General features: G+C 56.5%; 16 protein-coding genes and 2 pseudogenes. 3 read left to right on the forward strand and 15 right to left on the reverse strand.

Annotated features, from left to right (window positions below; all coding sequences use genetic code 11):
* Positions 1 to 52: 52 nt before the first annotated feature.
* Entirely contained in the window at positions 53 to 745 is a 693-nt protein-coding gene (locus ABVN19_RS25820; protein WP_146117333.1) for a hypothetical protein, read from the reverse strand.
* Positions 746 to 887: 142 nt separating this feature from the next.
* Here ABVN19_RS25820 and ABVN19_RS25825 point away from each other — a divergent pair, with 142 nt between their 5' ends.
* Positions 888 to 1,133: a helix-turn-helix transcriptional regulator gene (locus ABVN19_RS25825; RefSeq protein ID WP_028699128.1), complete on the forward strand. Its 246-nt coding sequence runs from the start codon at positions 888 to 890 to the stop codon at positions 1,131 to 1,133.
* A 48-nt stretch (positions 1,134 to 1,181) separates the two neighbouring features.
* Here the strand turns inward: ABVN19_RS25825 and ABVN19_RS25830 are convergent, their stop codons facing one another.
* Complete coding sequence (locus ABVN19_RS25830; protein WP_105642162.1) at positions 1,182 to 2,150, reverse strand: DUF932 domain-containing protein; 969 nt, start codon at positions 2,148 to 2,150, stop codon at positions 1,182 to 1,184.
* A gap of 68 nt (positions 2,151 to 2,218) precedes the next feature.
* The gene (locus ABVN19_RS25835; protein ID WP_105642163.1) at positions 2,219 to 2,548 is read right to left on the reverse strand and encodes a hypothetical protein; all 330 of its coding nucleotides are present in this window, start codon (positions 2,546 to 2,548) and stop codon (positions 2,219 to 2,221) included.
* A gap of 376 nt (positions 2,549 to 2,924) precedes the next feature.
* Here ABVN19_RS25835 and ABVN19_RS25840 point away from each other — a divergent pair, with 376 nt between their 5' ends.
* On the forward strand, positions 2,925 to 3,137 hold the full coding sequence (locus ABVN19_RS25840; RefSeq protein WP_256585876.1) for an AlpA family phage regulatory protein: 213 nt from the start codon (positions 2,925 to 2,927) through the stop codon (positions 3,135 to 3,137).
* Positions 3,138 to 3,452: 315 nt separating this feature from the next.
* Positions 3,453 to 4,556 (forward strand): inovirus-type Gp2 protein, encoded by a 1,104-nt coding sequence (locus ABVN19_RS25845; protein ID WP_105642165.1) that lies wholly within the window; start codon positions 3,453 to 3,455, stop codon positions 4,554 to 4,556.
* Here the strand turns inward: ABVN19_RS25845 and ABVN19_RS25850 are convergent.
* The 12 genes and pseudogenes from ABVN19_RS25850 to ABVN19_RS25905 all read right to left on the reverse strand — a co-directional run bounded on the left by ABVN19_RS25850 (position 4,546) and on the right by ABVN19_RS25905 (position 15,919).
* Positions 4,546 to 5,208 carry a hypothetical protein gene (locus ABVN19_RS25850; protein ID WP_105642166.1) on the reverse strand — a complete coding sequence of 221 codons (663 nt, stop codon included), beginning with the start codon at positions 5,206 to 5,208 and terminating at the stop codon, positions 4,546 to 4,548. The genes ABVN19_RS25845 and ABVN19_RS25850 overlap by 11 nt on opposite strands.
* The gene (locus ABVN19_RS25855; protein ID WP_105642167.1) at positions 5,209 to 6,435 is read right to left on the reverse strand and encodes an integrase arm-type DNA-binding domain-containing protein; all 1,227 of its coding nucleotides are present in this window, start codon (positions 6,433 to 6,435) and stop codon (positions 5,209 to 5,211) included. It lies immediately after the preceding gene.
* A 374-nt stretch (positions 6,436 to 6,809) separates the two neighbouring features.
* Positions 6,810 to 6,854 (reverse strand): annotated as a pseudogene (locus ABVN19_RS25860) (hypothetical protein); the annotation flags it as partial.
* A gap of 19 nt (positions 6,855 to 6,873) precedes the next feature.
* A pseudogene (locus ABVN19_RS25865) lies at positions 6,874 to 7,779 on the reverse strand (S24 family peptidase); the annotation flags it as partial.
* Entirely contained in the window at positions 7,698 to 8,225 is a 528-nt protein-coding gene (gene ppa / locus ABVN19_RS25870; protein ID WP_028944430.1) for an inorganic diphosphatase, read from the reverse strand. The gene ppa and the pseudogene ABVN19_RS25865, both read right to left, overlap by 82 nt.
* Before the next feature lie 91 nt (positions 8,226 to 8,316).
* On the reverse strand, positions 8,317 to 9,132 hold the full coding sequence (locus ABVN19_RS25875) for a M90 family metallopeptidase (RefSeq protein WP_028944429.1): 816 nt from the start codon (positions 9,130 to 9,132) through the stop codon (positions 8,317 to 8,319).
* 8 nt (positions 9,133 to 9,140) lie between these two features.
* A complete protein-coding gene (locus tag ABVN19_RS25880; protein ID WP_028944428.1) occupies positions 9,141 to 9,788 on the reverse strand; it encodes a DedA family protein in 648 nt (215 codons plus the stop codon).
* Positions 9,789 to 9,996: 208 nt separating this feature from the next.
* Positions 9,997 to 10,455, reverse strand: a complete 459-nt coding sequence (locus ABVN19_RS25885; RefSeq protein ID WP_028944427.1) for a GNAT family N-acetyltransferase — start codon at positions 10,453 to 10,455, stop codon at positions 9,997 to 9,999.
* Between the two features lie 103 nt (positions 10,456 to 10,558).
* On the reverse strand, positions 10,559 to 11,383 hold the full coding sequence (gene eutC / locus ABVN19_RS25890) for an ethanolamine ammonia-lyase subunit EutC (protein WP_028944426.1): 825 nt from the start codon (positions 11,381 to 11,383) through the stop codon (positions 10,559 to 10,561).
* 11 nt (positions 11,384 to 11,394) lie between these two features.
* The gene (locus tag ABVN19_RS25895) at positions 11,395 to 12,789 is read right to left on the reverse strand and encodes an ethanolamine ammonia-lyase subunit EutB (RefSeq protein WP_105642168.1); all 1,395 of its coding nucleotides are present in this window, start codon (positions 12,787 to 12,789) and stop codon (positions 11,395 to 11,397) included.
* A gap of 51 nt (positions 12,790 to 12,840) precedes the next feature.
* Positions 12,841 to 14,289: an ethanolamine permease gene (gene eat / locus ABVN19_RS25900; protein ID WP_105642169.1), complete on the reverse strand. Its 1,449-nt coding sequence runs from the start codon at positions 14,287 to 14,289 to the stop codon at positions 12,841 to 12,843.
* Between the two features lie 109 nt (positions 14,290 to 14,398).
* A complete protein-coding gene (locus ABVN19_RS25905) occupies positions 14,399 to 15,919 on the reverse strand; it encodes an aldehyde dehydrogenase family protein (protein WP_105642170.1) in 1,521 nt (506 codons plus the stop codon).
* Positions 15,920 to 15,957: the final 38 nt, after the last annotated feature.

Below are 15,957 nucleotides of genomic sequence, written 5' to 3' on the forward strand. Positions count from 1 at the left end.
TAATCCGCCGCCGCGTAACGGGTGGCGGATTATGAGTTGTAGATAGATACTATTATTTTTTCCAAAGGTGGTAGTCGGGATTTAGGCCTATCACATCCTGGCTTGAGTTGTAGCAGAACTCTAATGTGCAGTTATTGGTGACTGAGGCCATTGGGACATATACGGGAAGCCGTTCGCGGCTGACCATGTCGTCCCCTCCATCGATAGTTATTTCACATGAGTCGCCTTGTGGGTCGCACCATACGTCGTATGTGCCCGTTGCTGTCGGTGTTGCAGTCAAACGTGCCGCAGGCTGTGCTGCTACGCTTGCAGCCGCCGCACCGCCAAATAGAGGCCCTGTTCCGGTCTTATAGGCATAGTCTTTACCATCATTCCCTGGGTGCACATAGAAATCTTTAAAGATTGCGTAGTATGTGTCTCTTGGGGCGGAAAACTTTCCCCTGTAATTGCCATCTCGGTCGGTACATTTGTCCTGCGCTTTAGAGCAGCGTATGTATTCAAATGTTTCCTCTTCTTTCATAGTGATTTCACCAGTCTCACGATTCTGGTAACGCACTACGTGTTTTCCAGGGCGACTTTCTTCTAAGCAAAGAGTAAGTGGGAACCCATACATCACCCGTCCGGTGCTTTCGCAGAGGATTACGTCGGACGTTTTGTATTGATCGAACTCTGGATGACCATTTGCGTAGGCATGTGTTGCAAGAAAAACTGTTGCAGCGAGTGCAGTCTTGACGAGGGTTTCCACAATTATTCCTTTATTGGTGGTTGATGGGCTGGATTGGATTAAAGGGGGGCCGCAGATTTTAGATGCCAAAGGCAGGATTTTTTTTAGAAATGGGTCGTAAATGCCGTGGTCGTAAACACATCATAGCGTGACGATTCCATGCATGGGAAGAGTCTCCGTTAGTCATGATAAAAATCGCGATTTGGTCCGTCTGGGGGCTGTAGTACGCGCTCACCGCGTCGCTCTTGGCCTGTCGCAGGAGGCGTTGGCCGATGCAGCTGAAATCGATCGTTCCCACATGGGGAAAATCGAACGCGGCGAGCGAAACGTCACCTTTCTTAACATCCTTCGAATTGCGAACGCCCTCGATCGGAAGCCTTCAGTGCTTCTGGCCGAAGCCGGGCTCTGAGGTTGATCGCTCGGGTAATTGACTGGCTCGATAGCCAGAGGCCTGATATCAAGCAGCGAGTCTTAGCGCCGCGTCCAACGCCCTTTGCTTAATCTGCGCACCATTTCCGAACCAGGCGGAATCCATGCGGTACTCAATGCTGCGCGCTCGACGTTCGTGATCGACATACTCTGTCACAGCGTTGAGCAAGCCCCATGCAGTCCCCTGGGCGGACTTTAGTAAAGCTCCCCGACCTCCGCCTTCGTACAGCCCCTGGACTCTGCGCAATGCCCGCTCGTTTGGAAGGGCTTCGGGCAGTTTCTCATCAGGGGCTACATCACACAGCACGTTCATGAAAAAGCCCATTGCTTCATGCCACTGCACCTTGCGTTCAGTCAGTGCTCGCATGCGGTACATGAACTCGTCCCATTGCGAGACGGCAATGCCTAACTGCTTTTTCACTGCCTGCGAATCGAAGCGGGTGTTATGTGGAACCTTGATCGCACGATTGCTCCCATCCAAGGCGATGGCCAGCGTGTTATTGCAGACTACACGTACGGTAGTTGGAGTGGCGGTAGTAGCTAAGGTGCCGTCGCAGGAGGTAGCTAGCAGAAGGTAGCTATCCACTTGGTCGTTGTCCTTCAGCACCGTGCTTTGCCCGGTACGGGCCAAAGCCCAGAACTTGCGACCCCCCTTCAGCACCCCGGCTGTTTCCAGCTCATACCCCGAGACTTCAGTGAGGTCCCGGTAGAACTCCAGTACTTCACGGGGCTGCACCACCTGGTACCGGCTGGAGACTACTGACAATGGAGCCTTGGTGTCGGATCGGTAAAGTACCTTCTGTTCAGGGAAGGTATAAATTGATCCCAGAGCACCGATGCTGTTGGACTTGAAATGTACCGGGCTGTCTTGGATCTTCCAGTCCATGCCAGCTTCACGCTGCCATACTTCGATTGGTTGTTTCGGGGAAAGGCGTCTTCCCAGGCCATGCCACGGGGTTACGCCAATGTAAGCCATTTGTTCAATGAAATGAGCCATGAGAAATGTCCCTGACGAATGAGCGGAAATAAGGCCGTTTCACCAAAAGCGACGGCTGCTCCAGAAAATTAACGCTTGATGCTGAAGCTGTAACCACAATGCAGGCATTGATAGTTGTTAAGAATCTTTTCATCAATTTGCTCGCCCATCGTAGCGCCAGTTATCCCGCCAGCTACTCCGCCAAATAGTCCACCGACAAGAGCGCCAGCAATACTGCCAATGGCTATCCCTACTGGGCCGCCGACCACGCCTAACACCGCACCGACCTCTGCGCCGGACATAGCACCAGCGGCACCACTGGCAGCACCGCTTGCTGCGCCAATTAATCCCCCTGTTTGTTTTCCAAGATTCTTAGTTGTTACACGACTGGAACTACAATTTGGGCATAGGGTGTACATATGGTTTTCCTTGTTTATTTAATGGTTTCTAGCCGCTAAGAACAGCGGTGGTTCACTTTAATGGTGTGTATTTGAATTATTTTTAAATGTGATTTTTTACCATGTCTGTGACTGGTTTTTATTTTGTTGGTGTGTTGTGCCTTGGGTCTTGAATGTGGTTAGGTTGGTTCTTTAATTGCTGTGCTGGTTGGTTCTTTTGAGAAGCTGGATTGTTGTCGGGTTAGTTCTTATGTCAGGAAATTTTGGGGTAATTTGCTTAGCGTATTTTTTTACGTAAGCACCTTTCTGCACGCGCCTTGGATGATCGCTTACAGTCTGCCCTATAGCTAATTCGGCTGGCTGGAGGTTGGTGATGGATGCAAAAGGTCACGCACCTATGAGGGTGCTTAGGCTAAGGCAAGTGCAGGAGCGTATTGGTTTATCGCGATCCACTATCTATGACCGGATGAATGTTGACTCTCCTCGTTACGACAGTACATTTCCCAAGCCTATGAAAATTGGGTGTTCAGCTGTCGGTTGGTTGGAGGAGAGCGTAAATGACTGGATTCGATCAAAGATGGATGGGGCGTGTCGCGGAAAGACTGAGTGATTGGATTTGCACTAACTCGACAGAGAGTTAGTGTTTAATTGGCTGTTAATCTATGGGCTTTGCTTTGGCTTATGGATTGGGTAGCTTGATTTTGTCGTGGTGCGTGTAGTTTAGTGATTCTGGATTATTTGTTATTAGAATTAGATGATTAGATATTAATTGGGTGTTAGCTATTGGTTGCTGTGTCAATGCCTATGAGTCAGAAGGTGTTAGTCTCCTGTGGTGAGTGTCATGATTGCTGTTGCTTTATTGGACGATGGGGAATGGGCATAAGCCTGTGCGTATCGAGCACAGGTATTTAAGGGTTCGGAAAACATGAAGAAGAAAGAGTTTCTGTCTGTTGAAGCGGCTTTGTTGGAAAGTACAATTACGTATTTCGATACCTGCAATGCTAACGTTATGGCTGTTGGTGGTGAGAGAAACGCTGTACTGAAAATTAAAGATATAGAAAGGTTGGTAAAGGAAATATCTGCTAGTGATGAAGTCCATTTCTATGAAAAAATCAGTCATGGTGTGGCTAGAGCTGATTTGACAAAGACTGGGAAGCGATTATTAATGAATGTGTGGGCATGGGAGGAGATAGAACGTTACTATCCAATCCATGACTTCACTCCAGGCGTAAAGGTTTTTTTCGAGTGTACTAAGGAGTATGCCAGAGCTTTCTATTATCGCAGGAGTCTTCGACTTTTTGATGGTAGTCCTTCGGCGGTTATAGAGTCTCTGAATAACGTGGTTGAGCGTATAAGGTCCATTGTTAGAGGGTGTGCATTTAAGTCTGAGCAAAATGCACATCGTCGGCTTTCAAATAAAAACTACAAGAGCCTGCTTGATTATATCGAGGCTATTTTCGAGAAGCGGTCGCGAGTGCTGGTCTTAAGAATCGACTTGGGTTACTCAAAGCCACTGGTTCAAAGAAGTTTTCGACAGGATCTAAGTTTTGAGGAAGTAAAAAAGCATCGTGAGAAATTATTAAGATTGTTGCGACGTAAGCTGCCAGCTAAAACTTTTCTAGGCCATGCGTGGAAGTTGGAGTTTGGGTTGTCTAAGTCTTATCATTATCACTGTGTGTTTTTTTTGGATGGCTCAAAATTGCGTGAAGATGTCGCTTGGGCAAGGACTATTGGTGAGCTTTGGGCTGAAAGAGCTACAGGCGGGAAGGGGGTGTATTATAACTGTAATCGTGCAAAGGGTAATTATCGCGCCTGTGGGATTGGCATGATTGAGCACACTGATAGAGGCATGCGTAAAAACCTACAAAAAGCGGCGCTTTACCTTACGAAGATAGAGTATTACATACGTATTGCAACTGAGGGGCAGGCTCGGACATTTGGTCGTGGTGAAATGCCTAAAAGAGATAGTAAGAAGATGGGGCGCCCTAGGCAGTCGCCCGTATCTGAGTGTGATGTTTCTACTGTTTGAGCGAGGGAATGATTTCGGCGATGGCTCTCCGAAAGATCTCATCATCTTTTCGCCATCTCCGTAGGGTCTTTGTAATTAGCTCTTTTCTTAGACCGATTTTCTTCATGTCGATAAAATTACCTAGTTCATTTTTGATTGATTCCGCCGCGTGCATAAAGTCGTCCCAGCCGTGTTTGGGACGTTTCTCTATCATGAGAGTTAAAGCGTAGTCTTTCACTTTTTGGAATTTAGCATTGCGGGCATTTGCACCTGCCATCGCTCGACGATGATTTAGAGCTGCTGTGGTGTCTATTACCGTGCTATAGAAGGCATGGGTAGCAGCACCTTCTGCGCTTGCGCTAGCATGAGTAATTAAAGGCCAGCTTCGATTATGATCTCCAGAGCTAAGAGCCTGCTGTGCCAATTCGTTGAGAATGCAAGCGTAAAGGAAAGGATACTCTGCGCTCATTTTATTGGCAGCGATATGTTGCAGCCTCAGATCGTCAAGCAAGGCTTCGGTAATATCGCCGTTTTTTATGCTCTCCCTTAGTGCTAGGATGAATTCATCGAATCGGGAGTTTTCAAATAGGTTTTCGTGCGTGTCACGAAGAGACTCCCAGGTTCTTGAAATAATTACCTCTGGTGAAGTTTTGGACAAATCTTTAAAAAGCATTTATTCCTCTCTTTTCACTGCTGGCTGAGCCTGAGTTTTACTTAGGAAATTGGCCCATTCGATCATCAGTGCGCGTCGCTTGTCGAGAAAATCGGAGCGAGAGTATGCCCCTTCGGTTTGGCCGCGTTCGTCGTGAGCAAGCGCCATTTCGCATACTTCGCGAGGATAATTTGTGCTTTCGCCTGCCCAGTCACGAAATGAGGATCGAAAGCCGTGTCGGGTAATATGTTTGTAATCCATGCCATGTAGCAGAGTGCGTATGGCATTGGCGTGCATTACCCCTGTCTTGCCTTGGCCAGGGAAAAGAAAGGGGGATCCTGATTCTCTCGGAATGCTTTGAACTAGCTCCACGACTTGATCGGGTAGTGGGATTACAAAGGCCACCCGCATTTTCATGCGCTCTTCAGGAAGAGACCAGGTGGCTGCATTAAGGTCGAACTCGTCCCAATGTGCGAATCTCACCATGTGAGCGCGTGCGCCTGTCATTATCAGGAGCTGAGCGGCCAACGACGCTGGCGCGGTGCTTGCTCTGAGTTTGGCCATTAGGGCAGGGACATCCTGCCAGCGCAGAGCTTCAAAGTGCTCTCGTTTTCGGGCTTTTTTCTTTTCAGCACGGCTGAGCAGATTGTCCAAGTGTCCCCGCCAGCGAGCCGGATTTTCTCCCTGGCGTAGGCCGCGTGCTTTTGCCGCGTCTAGAATCTGCTCAATCTGCCCGCGCACTTCATCGGCTGTGCGGGTTTTGGTCTGCCAGATAGGTTGAAGGACCTTAAGTACTTGAGGTGTGTCAATTTCATCAGCAGGAAGCCTACCAATGTGCTCAAACGCATACAGCTCAAGCTTGCGTAACCAGCCTTTGCGCCACTTATCCGACCAAGAGGCGCTGTGTGCATCGCAGTAGTCTTTCGCGATGGCCTCAAATTTTAGCTGTTTCGCCTCACTGGCTTTCTGAGCTTCGCGCTGTGCTGCTCGTTCGATATCACGGGCAGCTAGCGGATCTATTCCGTTGCTTAGTAGGCTGCGCTTGGCACTGGCTTCAAGCCTAGCTTTCTTGAGACTTACCTCAGGAAATGAGCCCAATCCCATCTCCCTTCGCCGACCTGCCAGTTGGTAGCGAAGCAACCAAGATTTACGCCCGGTAGGTTTGACGACCAAGCGAAGCCCATCACCATCTTCATAGGTGCCGGGTTCGGTCAGGTTTTCGACTTGTTTAGGATTCAGCTTACCCATTGGATTTCCCCTGTCGTCCCTCGTCCCCCCATCGGGCCCCCCACTTCATCGTCGGATGAGGTCAAATGGCGTTGAACACCATCGGACACGGGAGCGCCTGAAACGCGCATGATAGCTAGGCTATCGGCAGGATTTTCGGATGGGATAGGATTATTTCGGACAATTAAAAAGCCGGCTTGTGGCCGGCTTCCAGGGGACGGCCTTGGCTAATTTTTGGTAAGCCGCAACCGCCTTCAAAACGTTATCCGGTACAAGGACCGGTACGGCGGACAAGCTGTGTGTCGTCTCGCCGGGCCCCTGGGCGTGCATGGCAGGCCGGGGGCGAAATGTGCGGCGTAGCATACTGGGAATGAGGCGCAATGCCCAGCACAAATTCATTGCGTACGCTCAAGCCGGGCGGCTGTCGCGTAGATGGCCCCACCAGAATACCCAGCCGAGTACGCTTAGTTTCTGGCTTTTGAGTTGGGCCGGGCTGTAGGTTTCGGTGGGGTGCTCATCACTGTCGTGGCTGTGCAGGCGCAAGGCTCCGTTGGGTTGTTGGCTGAGGCTGTGAACGCGTACGCGGCCATTGTGCAGCAAGGCGTAGATCTCGCCCTCCACCACGTGGGTCAGGCCGCAATCGACGGCCAGTGTGGTGCCGCGAGGCAGCAAGGGGCTCATGTTGGACGTGGGCATGCTCAGGCACAGGGCCAGGCTCGGGTCGACACCCAGGCTGTCGAGGGCGCGGATCGGCAGGCGCAGGTAGCGGTCGGGGATAGGTTTCAGTTGTTTGGTCTGGATGCCGAAGAACGGCAACTGGATGTCATTGTGATTGTGGGCGGCCAGCAGGCTCGGGGGTACAGGCTCGGTACCGGGTGCGCGGGGCGCGGGGTTCAAGCGAGGTAGAGGGTTGGGGTGCTTGGGGCCTTCGCCGGTGCGTAGCCATCGGCTGCGTACGCAGAGCAGGTCGGCAATTTCGTCCAGGCGGGCGAAGGGCACGCCACGTCTGAACCAGTTGTTGACGTGCTGTGGGGTCACTTTGCGCTGTGCGGCAAAGTCGGAAGGGGTCAGGTTGCACTCGTGCAGGAGCACTTTGAGACGATCACCAGATGTATTCATGGCGCCTGAGTTTAGTGGGCGCGCCTGGCTTGGGAAATAAACATGAAGTTCATTTTCAAGGCCCGAAGTTGGCGGTTTTACAGGCGCTGCCTTAGGGCGTTGTAGGACTTGTTCCCAAAAAACAGAAAACCCCGCAAAGGCGGGGTTTCTTGTTGGGCGTTTGCTTAGCCTTTGTAGGCAGCAACGGCCTTGGTGATCTCGGCGCGGGCGGCGTCTGCGTTGCCCCAGCCATCGATCTTGACCCATTTGCCTTTCTCGAGATCCTTGTAGTTCTCGAAGAAGTGCTTGATCTGTTCCAGCAGCAGGGCTGGCAGGTCGGTGTATTCCTTGATGTCGACGTACAGCTGCGACAGCTTGTCGTGCGGTACGGCGATGACTTTGGCGTCGCCGCCGCCGTCGTCGGTCATGTTCAGGATGCCGACCGGACGGGCACGGATGACCGAGCCAGGAGCAACTGGGTACGGAGTCACGACCAGCACGTCGAGGGGATCACCGTCGTCGGCCAGGGTGTTCGGGATGTAGCCGTAGTTGGCCGGGTAGAACATCGGGGTGGCCATGAAACGGTCAACGAACAGGCAGTCGCTGTCTTTGTCGATCTCGTACTTGATCGGCGCGTGGTTGGCTGGAATCTCGATGGCGACGTAGATGTCGTTCGGCAGGTCTTTGCCAGCCGGAATCTTGCTGTAGCTCATTGGGCAGTGCCCCCATGTTTGGCCAAAAATTGGTCGCGATTATAGGCACATTCCGTCCTGCTTGCCACGTTCGCCCGGATGTCCGGCAGTGTCAGTCAGGTGCCTGCTGATAGTGGGGGTGATCGCGCTGCAAAAGCTGCAGGCGCGCCAACGGGTCCTGGCGATAGAAACCGCACAATTGCTGGTACACCGCAGGGTAGGCGGCGTTGAGCAGGTCCGGAGCGCTGAAGAAGTATTCGCTGGTGACGGCGAAGAATTCGGCCGGGTTTTCCGCCGCATAGGGGTCGATGGCGGTCTCGGCGTCGGGGTTGCGGTCGAGCTGGCGGTTGAGGTCGTCGTAGGCTTCCTGCATGGCCTGGGCCCAGTCGCTGATGCGCATGTCGTTGTGCAGCGGCGGCAGGCCGTTGGCATCGCCGTTGAGCATGTCGAGTTTGTGCGCAAGCTCATGGATGACCAGGTTGTAGCCCTCCCAGCCGCCGCTGGCCAGCACCCCAGGCCAGGCCAGGATCACCGGGCCCTGTTGCCAGGCTTCGCCGCTGTGCTCGCCGTTCCACTCGTGTTCTATGCCGCTGGCATCACGGTGGCGCTGGGGGCTGACGAAGTCGTCGGGGTAGAGAATGATCTCGTGAAAGCCCTGGTACCAGTTCAGTGCGCCCAGATGCAGCAGCGGCAACTGGGCCTGGGCGGCGAGAAACAGGCGTTGCTCGCCATCAAGCTTCACTCCCGGCAGCGGGCTCAGGTGCTTCTCGTCCAGGAACAGGATGCTCGCTTCAAGTAGCCAGCGGTCCTCATCGGCGCTCAGGCCGTCGAGGATCGGCAGGCGCTCGCGAACCCGTTGCCAACGCTGCGGGTCGACGGGGTGGCGAGCCAGGGTGCGACGACGGCGCCAGGCGCTGAGCGACCACATGGCCAGGCTTAGTTGGCCTTGGCGGTGCGATGCATGCGGCTGCGCACCAGACCGATGATCATGGGTACCAGCGACAGGATGATGATGGCCACGATCATCAACGACAGGTTCTGCTTGATGAACGGTACGTTGCCGAAGAAGTAGCCCAGCGTCACCAGGCCCCCGACCCACAGTACGGTGCCGGCCACGCTGAAGCCGAGGAACCGTGGGTAATGCATTTTCGCGATGCCGGCGACGAACGGTGCGAAGGTGCGCAGGATCGGCAGAAAGCGCGCCAGGGTGACGGTCTTGCCGCCGTGGCGCTCATAAAATTCGTGGGTCTGCTGCAGGTAATCGCGGCGGAAGATCTTCGAATTGGGGTTGCGGAACAAGCGTTCGCCGGCGGTTCGGCCAATCACATAGTTAGTGCTGTCACCGAGTATGGCTGCTGCCATCAGCAGGCCGCCGAGCAACACCGGGTCCATGCCGCCGCCTGCCGCAACGGCACCGGCGATGAACAGCAGGGAATCACCAGGCAGGAATGGCATGACCACCAGGCCCGTTTCGCAGAAGATCACCAGGAACAGGATGGCGTAGATCCACCCGCCGTAATTGTTGACCAGCAAATCGAGATAGGCGTCGAGATGCAGGATAAGGTCCAGCGGGTTGAAGTCCATGTACAGCACCTGTGTTCTTGACCCGAGCGACGGGCTGGTAATGACGGGTAATGCGACTGTATGAGGGGGCTACCCAGGAAATGGGTAAAGTTTCACACATAATGGGGAGGCGCATTATACGGCGGCAACAAGAATGTGCCTGCGCAGTTTGTAGCGGCGGATTTCCAAAAATTATCAGGCAGGCCATGGGCCTGCCGTGAAGAGGGGGTCAGTCGGCGTTGATGGGCAGGATGTAGCTCTTGAACTCGGTGTCCTCACGAAAGCCGATGGATTCGTAGGTTTTCATCGCCACTTCATTGTCGTTGCTGGTCGAGACCCGCATGCGCACGGCGTTGGTGTCCTTGGCCATCTGCTTGGCCTCGCGCATCAGATGGTCAGCCACCAGCATGCGCCGGGAGTCTTCCGCCACATAGATATCGTTGAGAATCCACACACGCTTGAGCGAGAGCGACGAAAAGCTCGGGTATAGCTGGCAGAACCCCATCAGCTTGCTGTCGTCATCATCCGGCAGGGCCAGGTAGATCACCGACTCGCCACGTTCCAGGCGCTTTTTCAGGAATTTGCGCGAGGAGTCCGGGAAGGGCAGTTGCCCATAGAACTCGCGGTATTTGACGAACAGCGGGGCAAGCAGGTCCAGATGTTCCAGGGTTGCTTTGATGATTCGCATAAGCAGGCCTCAGGGTCCATGGGAGAGTGCGGCGAATCGCCGGCAGCCTTGGCAGATGCTGCCTGAAGGCAATTAGAAAGTGCAATCTACGAACCCAGCGCTTTCACGGTTTGCTGAGCAGGAAATTGCCTTTGGTTGGTGTGTCGGCTTCTGACTCCAGCGTGTGTACTTGCGCTTCGTCCTTCAGGTTGACCCCGGACAGCTGTCGGCGGCAGGCCTCTCGCATGAGGTACAGCAGGCGATGTGCCGCCATGCCATAGCTCAGGCCTTCCAGGCGCACGTTGGAAATGCAGTTGCGGTAGGCGTCGGTGAGGCCGACCTTGGGGTTGTAGGTGAAATACAGCCCCAGGCTGTCTGGCGAGCTCAAGCCCGGGCGTTCGCCGATCAGGATCACGGTCATTTTCGCCCCCAGCAGTTCGCCCACCTCGTCGGCTACCGCGACGCGGCCTTGTTCCACCAGTACCACGGGAGAGGTGGACCAGCCGTCGGTAGCGGCCTGTTCTTCGAAACGTGCCAGAAATGGCAGGGTATGGCGGTGTACGGCCAGCGCCGAGAGCCCGTCGGCAACCACGATGGCGAGGTCGACCCCGCCCGGATTGGCCTGGGCATGCTCGCGCAGTTGCTGGGCCGAGTCGTCGTGCAGGCGCCGTCCCAGGTCAGGGCGTTGCAGGTAGCTGTGTCTGTCTGCAGCTGCGCTGTGCAGCAACAGGCTGTCGCGACCGCGCTCACTGAGTTGGGTGCGCAGGCCCTGGTGATCGAAGGCCAGGTGCACCGCATCGCGGGCCTGGGCGTGGGCGAACTGGAAGTCCAATTGGGCGCCGGTGGGCAGGCTGGTACCCGTGCGGCCCAGGGCGATACGCGCCGGGGTCAGGCGACGCAGTTCCAGCCAGGGGTTGGCGCTGTTGTCGTGCTGTGGAGTGTTGGCCATGTTCGACTCGCTTATCCCAGTTGTGCCAGGGCCTGGCGGAAGGCCGGCGGCAGGTTGTCGCCGAAGCGCACCCGGCCGTCGGCCTGGGTGAAGATACCCATGCGCGCCAGCCACGCCTCGAATTCCGGCGCCGGTTTCAAGCCCAGAGTCTGGCGGGCATACAGCGCGTCATGGAAGGAGGTGGTCTGGTAGTTGAGCATGATGTCGTCGGAGCCGGGGATGCCCATGATGAAGTTGATGCCGGCTACGCCCAGCAGGGTCAGGAGCATGTCCATGTCGTCCTGGTCGGCTTCGGCATGGTTGGTGTAGCAGATATCGCAGCCCATGGGCACGCCCAGCAGCTTGCCGCAGAAGTGATCCTCAAGGCCGGCGCGGATGATCTGCTTGCCGTTGTACAGGTATTCCGGGCCGATGAAGCCGACTACGGTGTTCACCAGGAACGGTTTGAAATGCCGGGCCACGGCGTAGGCGCGGGTTTCGCAGGTTTGCTGGTCGACGCCATGGTGGGCGTTGGCCGACAGGGCGCTGCCCTGGCCGGTCTCGAAGTACATCAGGTTCTGCCCCAGGGTGCCGCGTTTGAGGCTGAGGCCTGCGTCATAGCCTTCCTTCAGCACATTGAGGTTGATGCCGAAACTGGCGTTGGCCGCCTCGGTACCGGCAATCGACTGGAATACCAGGTCCAGTGGCACGCCGCGATTGATCGCTTCGATCGAGGTGGTCACGTGGGTGAGTACACAGGCCTGGGTGGGGATGTCATAGCGCTGGATGATGGCGTCGAGCATTTCCAGCAGCGCGCAGATCGAGGCGATGCTGTCGGTGGCCGGGTTGATGCCGATCATGGCGTCGCCATTGCCGTACAGCAGGCCGTCGAGGATGCTCGCTGCGATGCCGGCGGGCTCATCGGTGGGGTGGTTGGGCTGCAGACGGGTCGACAGGCGCCCGCGCAGGCCCATGGTGCCGCGAAAACGGGTGACCACGCGGATCTTCTGGGCCACCAGTACCAGGTCCTGCACCCGCATGATTTTCGACACCGCTGCGGCCATTTCCGGGGTCAGCCCCGGCGCCAGCGCGCGCAGGGTGTCTTCGTCGGCAGCTTCGCTCAGCAGCCAGTCACGCAGGCCACCCACGGTCAGGTGGCTGACCGGGGCGAAGGCCTGGGCGTCATGGGTGTCGATGATCAGTCGGGTGACTTCGTCTTCCTCGTAAGGGATCAGTGCTTCAGTCAGAAAATGCTTGAGGGGGATGTCGGCCAGGGCCATTTGTGCCGCAACCCGTTCACCGTCGTTGCTGGCCGCCACGCCGGCGAGAAAGTCGCCCGAGCGGGCGGGACTGGCCTTGGCCATGACCTCTTTGAGGCTGTCGAAGCGGTAGGTCTGCTGACCTGCCGTGTGTACAAAACTTGCCATACAGAATCTCCAGAACGCCGCAGGGCAGGCCTGCGGCGGAGGTGGCATCGATCAGTGCAGGGCCTCTTCGGCCTTCTGGATCGCTGCGAATTCTTCTTCCGGTGTCCCGGCTACCAGGTGGTGCCGACTGTAGAAAGCAAAGTAGGCAATCAATACCCCATAAATCACCGCCGCGCCAATCACGACCCGCGGATCGACCAGAAAGCCTGCGACGACTGCAATGCAGGCCAGCACCAGGGCCACACCGGAGGTAAAGGTCCCGCCCGGCGTACGATACGGACGCTCCATTTTGGGGCGCCGAATGCGCAGGGTGATGTGCGCCGCCATCATCAGTACATAGGACAGCGTAGCGCCGAACACCGCCACCAGGATCAACAGGTCACCCTGGCCGGTCAGTGACAGTGCGAAACCGATGATCCCCGGGATCACCAGAGCCAGCACTGGCGCTTTGCTCTTGTTGGTTTGCGAGAGCTTGCGCGGCAGGTAGCCAGCGCGGGACAGGGCAAAGATCTGTCGTGAGTAGGCGTAGATGATCGAGAAGAAACTGGCGATCAGGCCGGCCAGGCCTACCAGGTTGACGAAGCCGCCCATCCAGGTATTGCCGCCGTAGGCTTTGGACAGCGCTTCGACCAACGGGTTGCCGGAAGCCTTCAGGGCTTCTGCACCGGCGCCGCCCGGGCCGACCACCAGGATCAGCAAGGCAAAGGCCAGCAGCACCAGCATGGCGCCGATCAGGCCGCGCGGCAGGTCGCGCTTGGGGTTCTTGGTTTCTTCGGCGGCCAGCGGCACACCTTCGACCGCCAGGAAAAACCAGATCGCGTAGGGGATTGCCGCCCACACGCCCACGTAGCCGAACGGCAGGAAACTGCTGGCGCCGACGGCGTCTGTCTGGGCAATGTCGAAGAGGTTGTTCACATCGAAGTGCGGCACCATCGCCACCAGGAACACGCCCAAAGCAATGGCTGCCACGGCAGTGATGATGAACATCAGCTTGAGCGCTTCACCCACGCCGAAAATGTGGATGCCGATGAAGATGATGTAGAAGGCCAGGTAGATCATCCAGCCGCCGATACCGAACAATGACTGGCAATAAGCGCCGATGAACACGGCAATGGCGGCCGGGGCAATCGCATACTCGATAAGGATCGCGGTACCGGTCAGAAACCCGCCCCAGGGCCCGAACGCGCTACGGGCAAAGCCATAGCCGCCACCCGCAGTAGGGATCATCGAAGACAGTTCGGCCAGTGAAAAACACATGCACAGGTACATGGTGGCCATCAGCAACGTGGCCAGGAACATGCCGCCCCAGCCACCCTGGGCCAGGCCGAAGTTCCAGCCGGCGTAATCGCCGGAAATCACATAGGCGACCCCCAACCCCACCAGCAGTACCCAGCCTGCCGCGCCCTTTTTCAGTTCACGTTGTTGAAAGTAGTCGGAGCCGACCTTCTCGAAGTCGACAGAAGAGCCTGCCGGCGCGCTGCCGGTATGATCGCTTGGCATAGGGTTCACCTGTTTTTTTTATCGTCACCGGCGGATGCCGGCCTGTGGTGATGGTCTTGCAGGAAGCGAGCCAGAGCGGTCCCGGGGTTGGGACCGCCCTGTTGCCGGGTTAGAAGAAGCCCAGCGGGTTGATGTCGTAGCTCACCAGCAGGTTTTTGGTTTGCTGGTAGTGATCGAGCATCATTTTGTGGGTTTCACGACCGACGCCGGATTTCTTGTAGCCACCGAACGCGGCATGGGCCGGGTACAGGTGGTAGCAGTTGGTCCACACGCGGCCGGCCTTGATGCCGCGACCCATGCGGTAGGCGCGGTTGATGTCGCGGGTCCATACGCCGGCACCCAGGCCAAACTCGGTATCGTTGGCAATTGCCAGCGCCTCGGCTTCGTCCTTGAAGGTGGTGATGCTCACTACCGGGCCGAAAATTTCTTCCTGGAACACACGCATCTGGTTGTTGCCCTTGAGCAGGGTCGGCTGGATGTAGTAGCCGGTCGACAGGCTGCCTTCGAGTTTTTCCACTTTGCCGCCGGTGAGCAGTTCGGCGCCTTCTTTCTCGGCGATTTCCAGGTACGAGAGGATCTTGTCGAACTGCTGCTCGGAGGCCTGGGCGCCGACCATGGTGTCGGTGTCCAGTGGGTCACCGCGCTTGATCTGTTTGATCTTCTTCATCACCTCCTGCATGAAGGCGGGGTAGATCGACTCTTGCACCAGTGCCCGCGACGGGCAGGTGCACACTTCACCCTGGTTGAAGAAGGCCAGTACCAGGCCTTCGGCGGCCTTCTCGATGAACGACTGCTCGGCCTGCATGATGTCTTCGAAGAAGATGTTCGGTGATTTACCGCCCAGTTCCACGGTGGACGGGATGATGTTCTCGGCGGCGCACTTCATGATGTGCGAGCCCACCGGGGTTGAGCCAGTGAAGGCAATTTTGGCGATGCGCTTGCTGGTGGCCAGGGCTTCACCGGCTTCACGGCCGTAGCCTTGCACCACGTTGAGCACGCCCGGGGGCAGCAGGTCGCCGATCACTTCCATCAGCACGCTGATGCCCAGGGGGGTCTGCTCGGCGGGTTTGAGGACCACGCAGTTGCCGGCCGCCAGTGCGGGAGCGAGTTTCCATGCCGCCATCAGGATCGGGAAGTTCCAGGGGATGATCTGGCCGACCACACCCAGGGGCTCATGAATGTGGTAGGCCACGGTGTTGCCGTCGATTTCCGCAGCACCGCCTTCCTGGGCGCGCAGGCAGCCGGCGAAATAACGGAAGTGGTCAGCGGCCAGGGGGATATCGGCGTTCAGGGTTTCGCGGATGGCCTTGCCGTTGTCCCAGGTTTCGGTGATGGCCAGCAGTTCGAGGTTCTGTTCGATGCGGTCGGCGATCTTCAACAGAATGAGCGAGCGCGCCTGGGCCGAAGTCGTGCCCCAGGCGTCGGCGGCGGCATGGGCGGCATCCAGGGCCTTTTCGATGTCTTCGGGACCGGAGCGTGGGAACTCGGCAATCAATTGCCCGTTCACCGGCGAGACGTTTTCGAAGTACTGCCCGTTTACCGGCGCAACGAACTCGCCACCAATGTAGTTCCCGTAGCGGCTCTTGAAGGAAACCTTGGCGCCTTCGGTACCGGGATGTGCATAACGCATGGTGTGTCTCCTGGCTATTGTGCTTGTTGGGGAGGATA

Origin of the sequence: Pseudomonas vranovensis (assembly GCF_040438935.1) — a bacterium.
GTDB classification, from domain to species: domain Bacteria; phylum Pseudomonadota; class Gammaproteobacteria; order Pseudomonadales; family Pseudomonadaceae; genus Aquipseudomonas; species Aquipseudomonas vranovensis.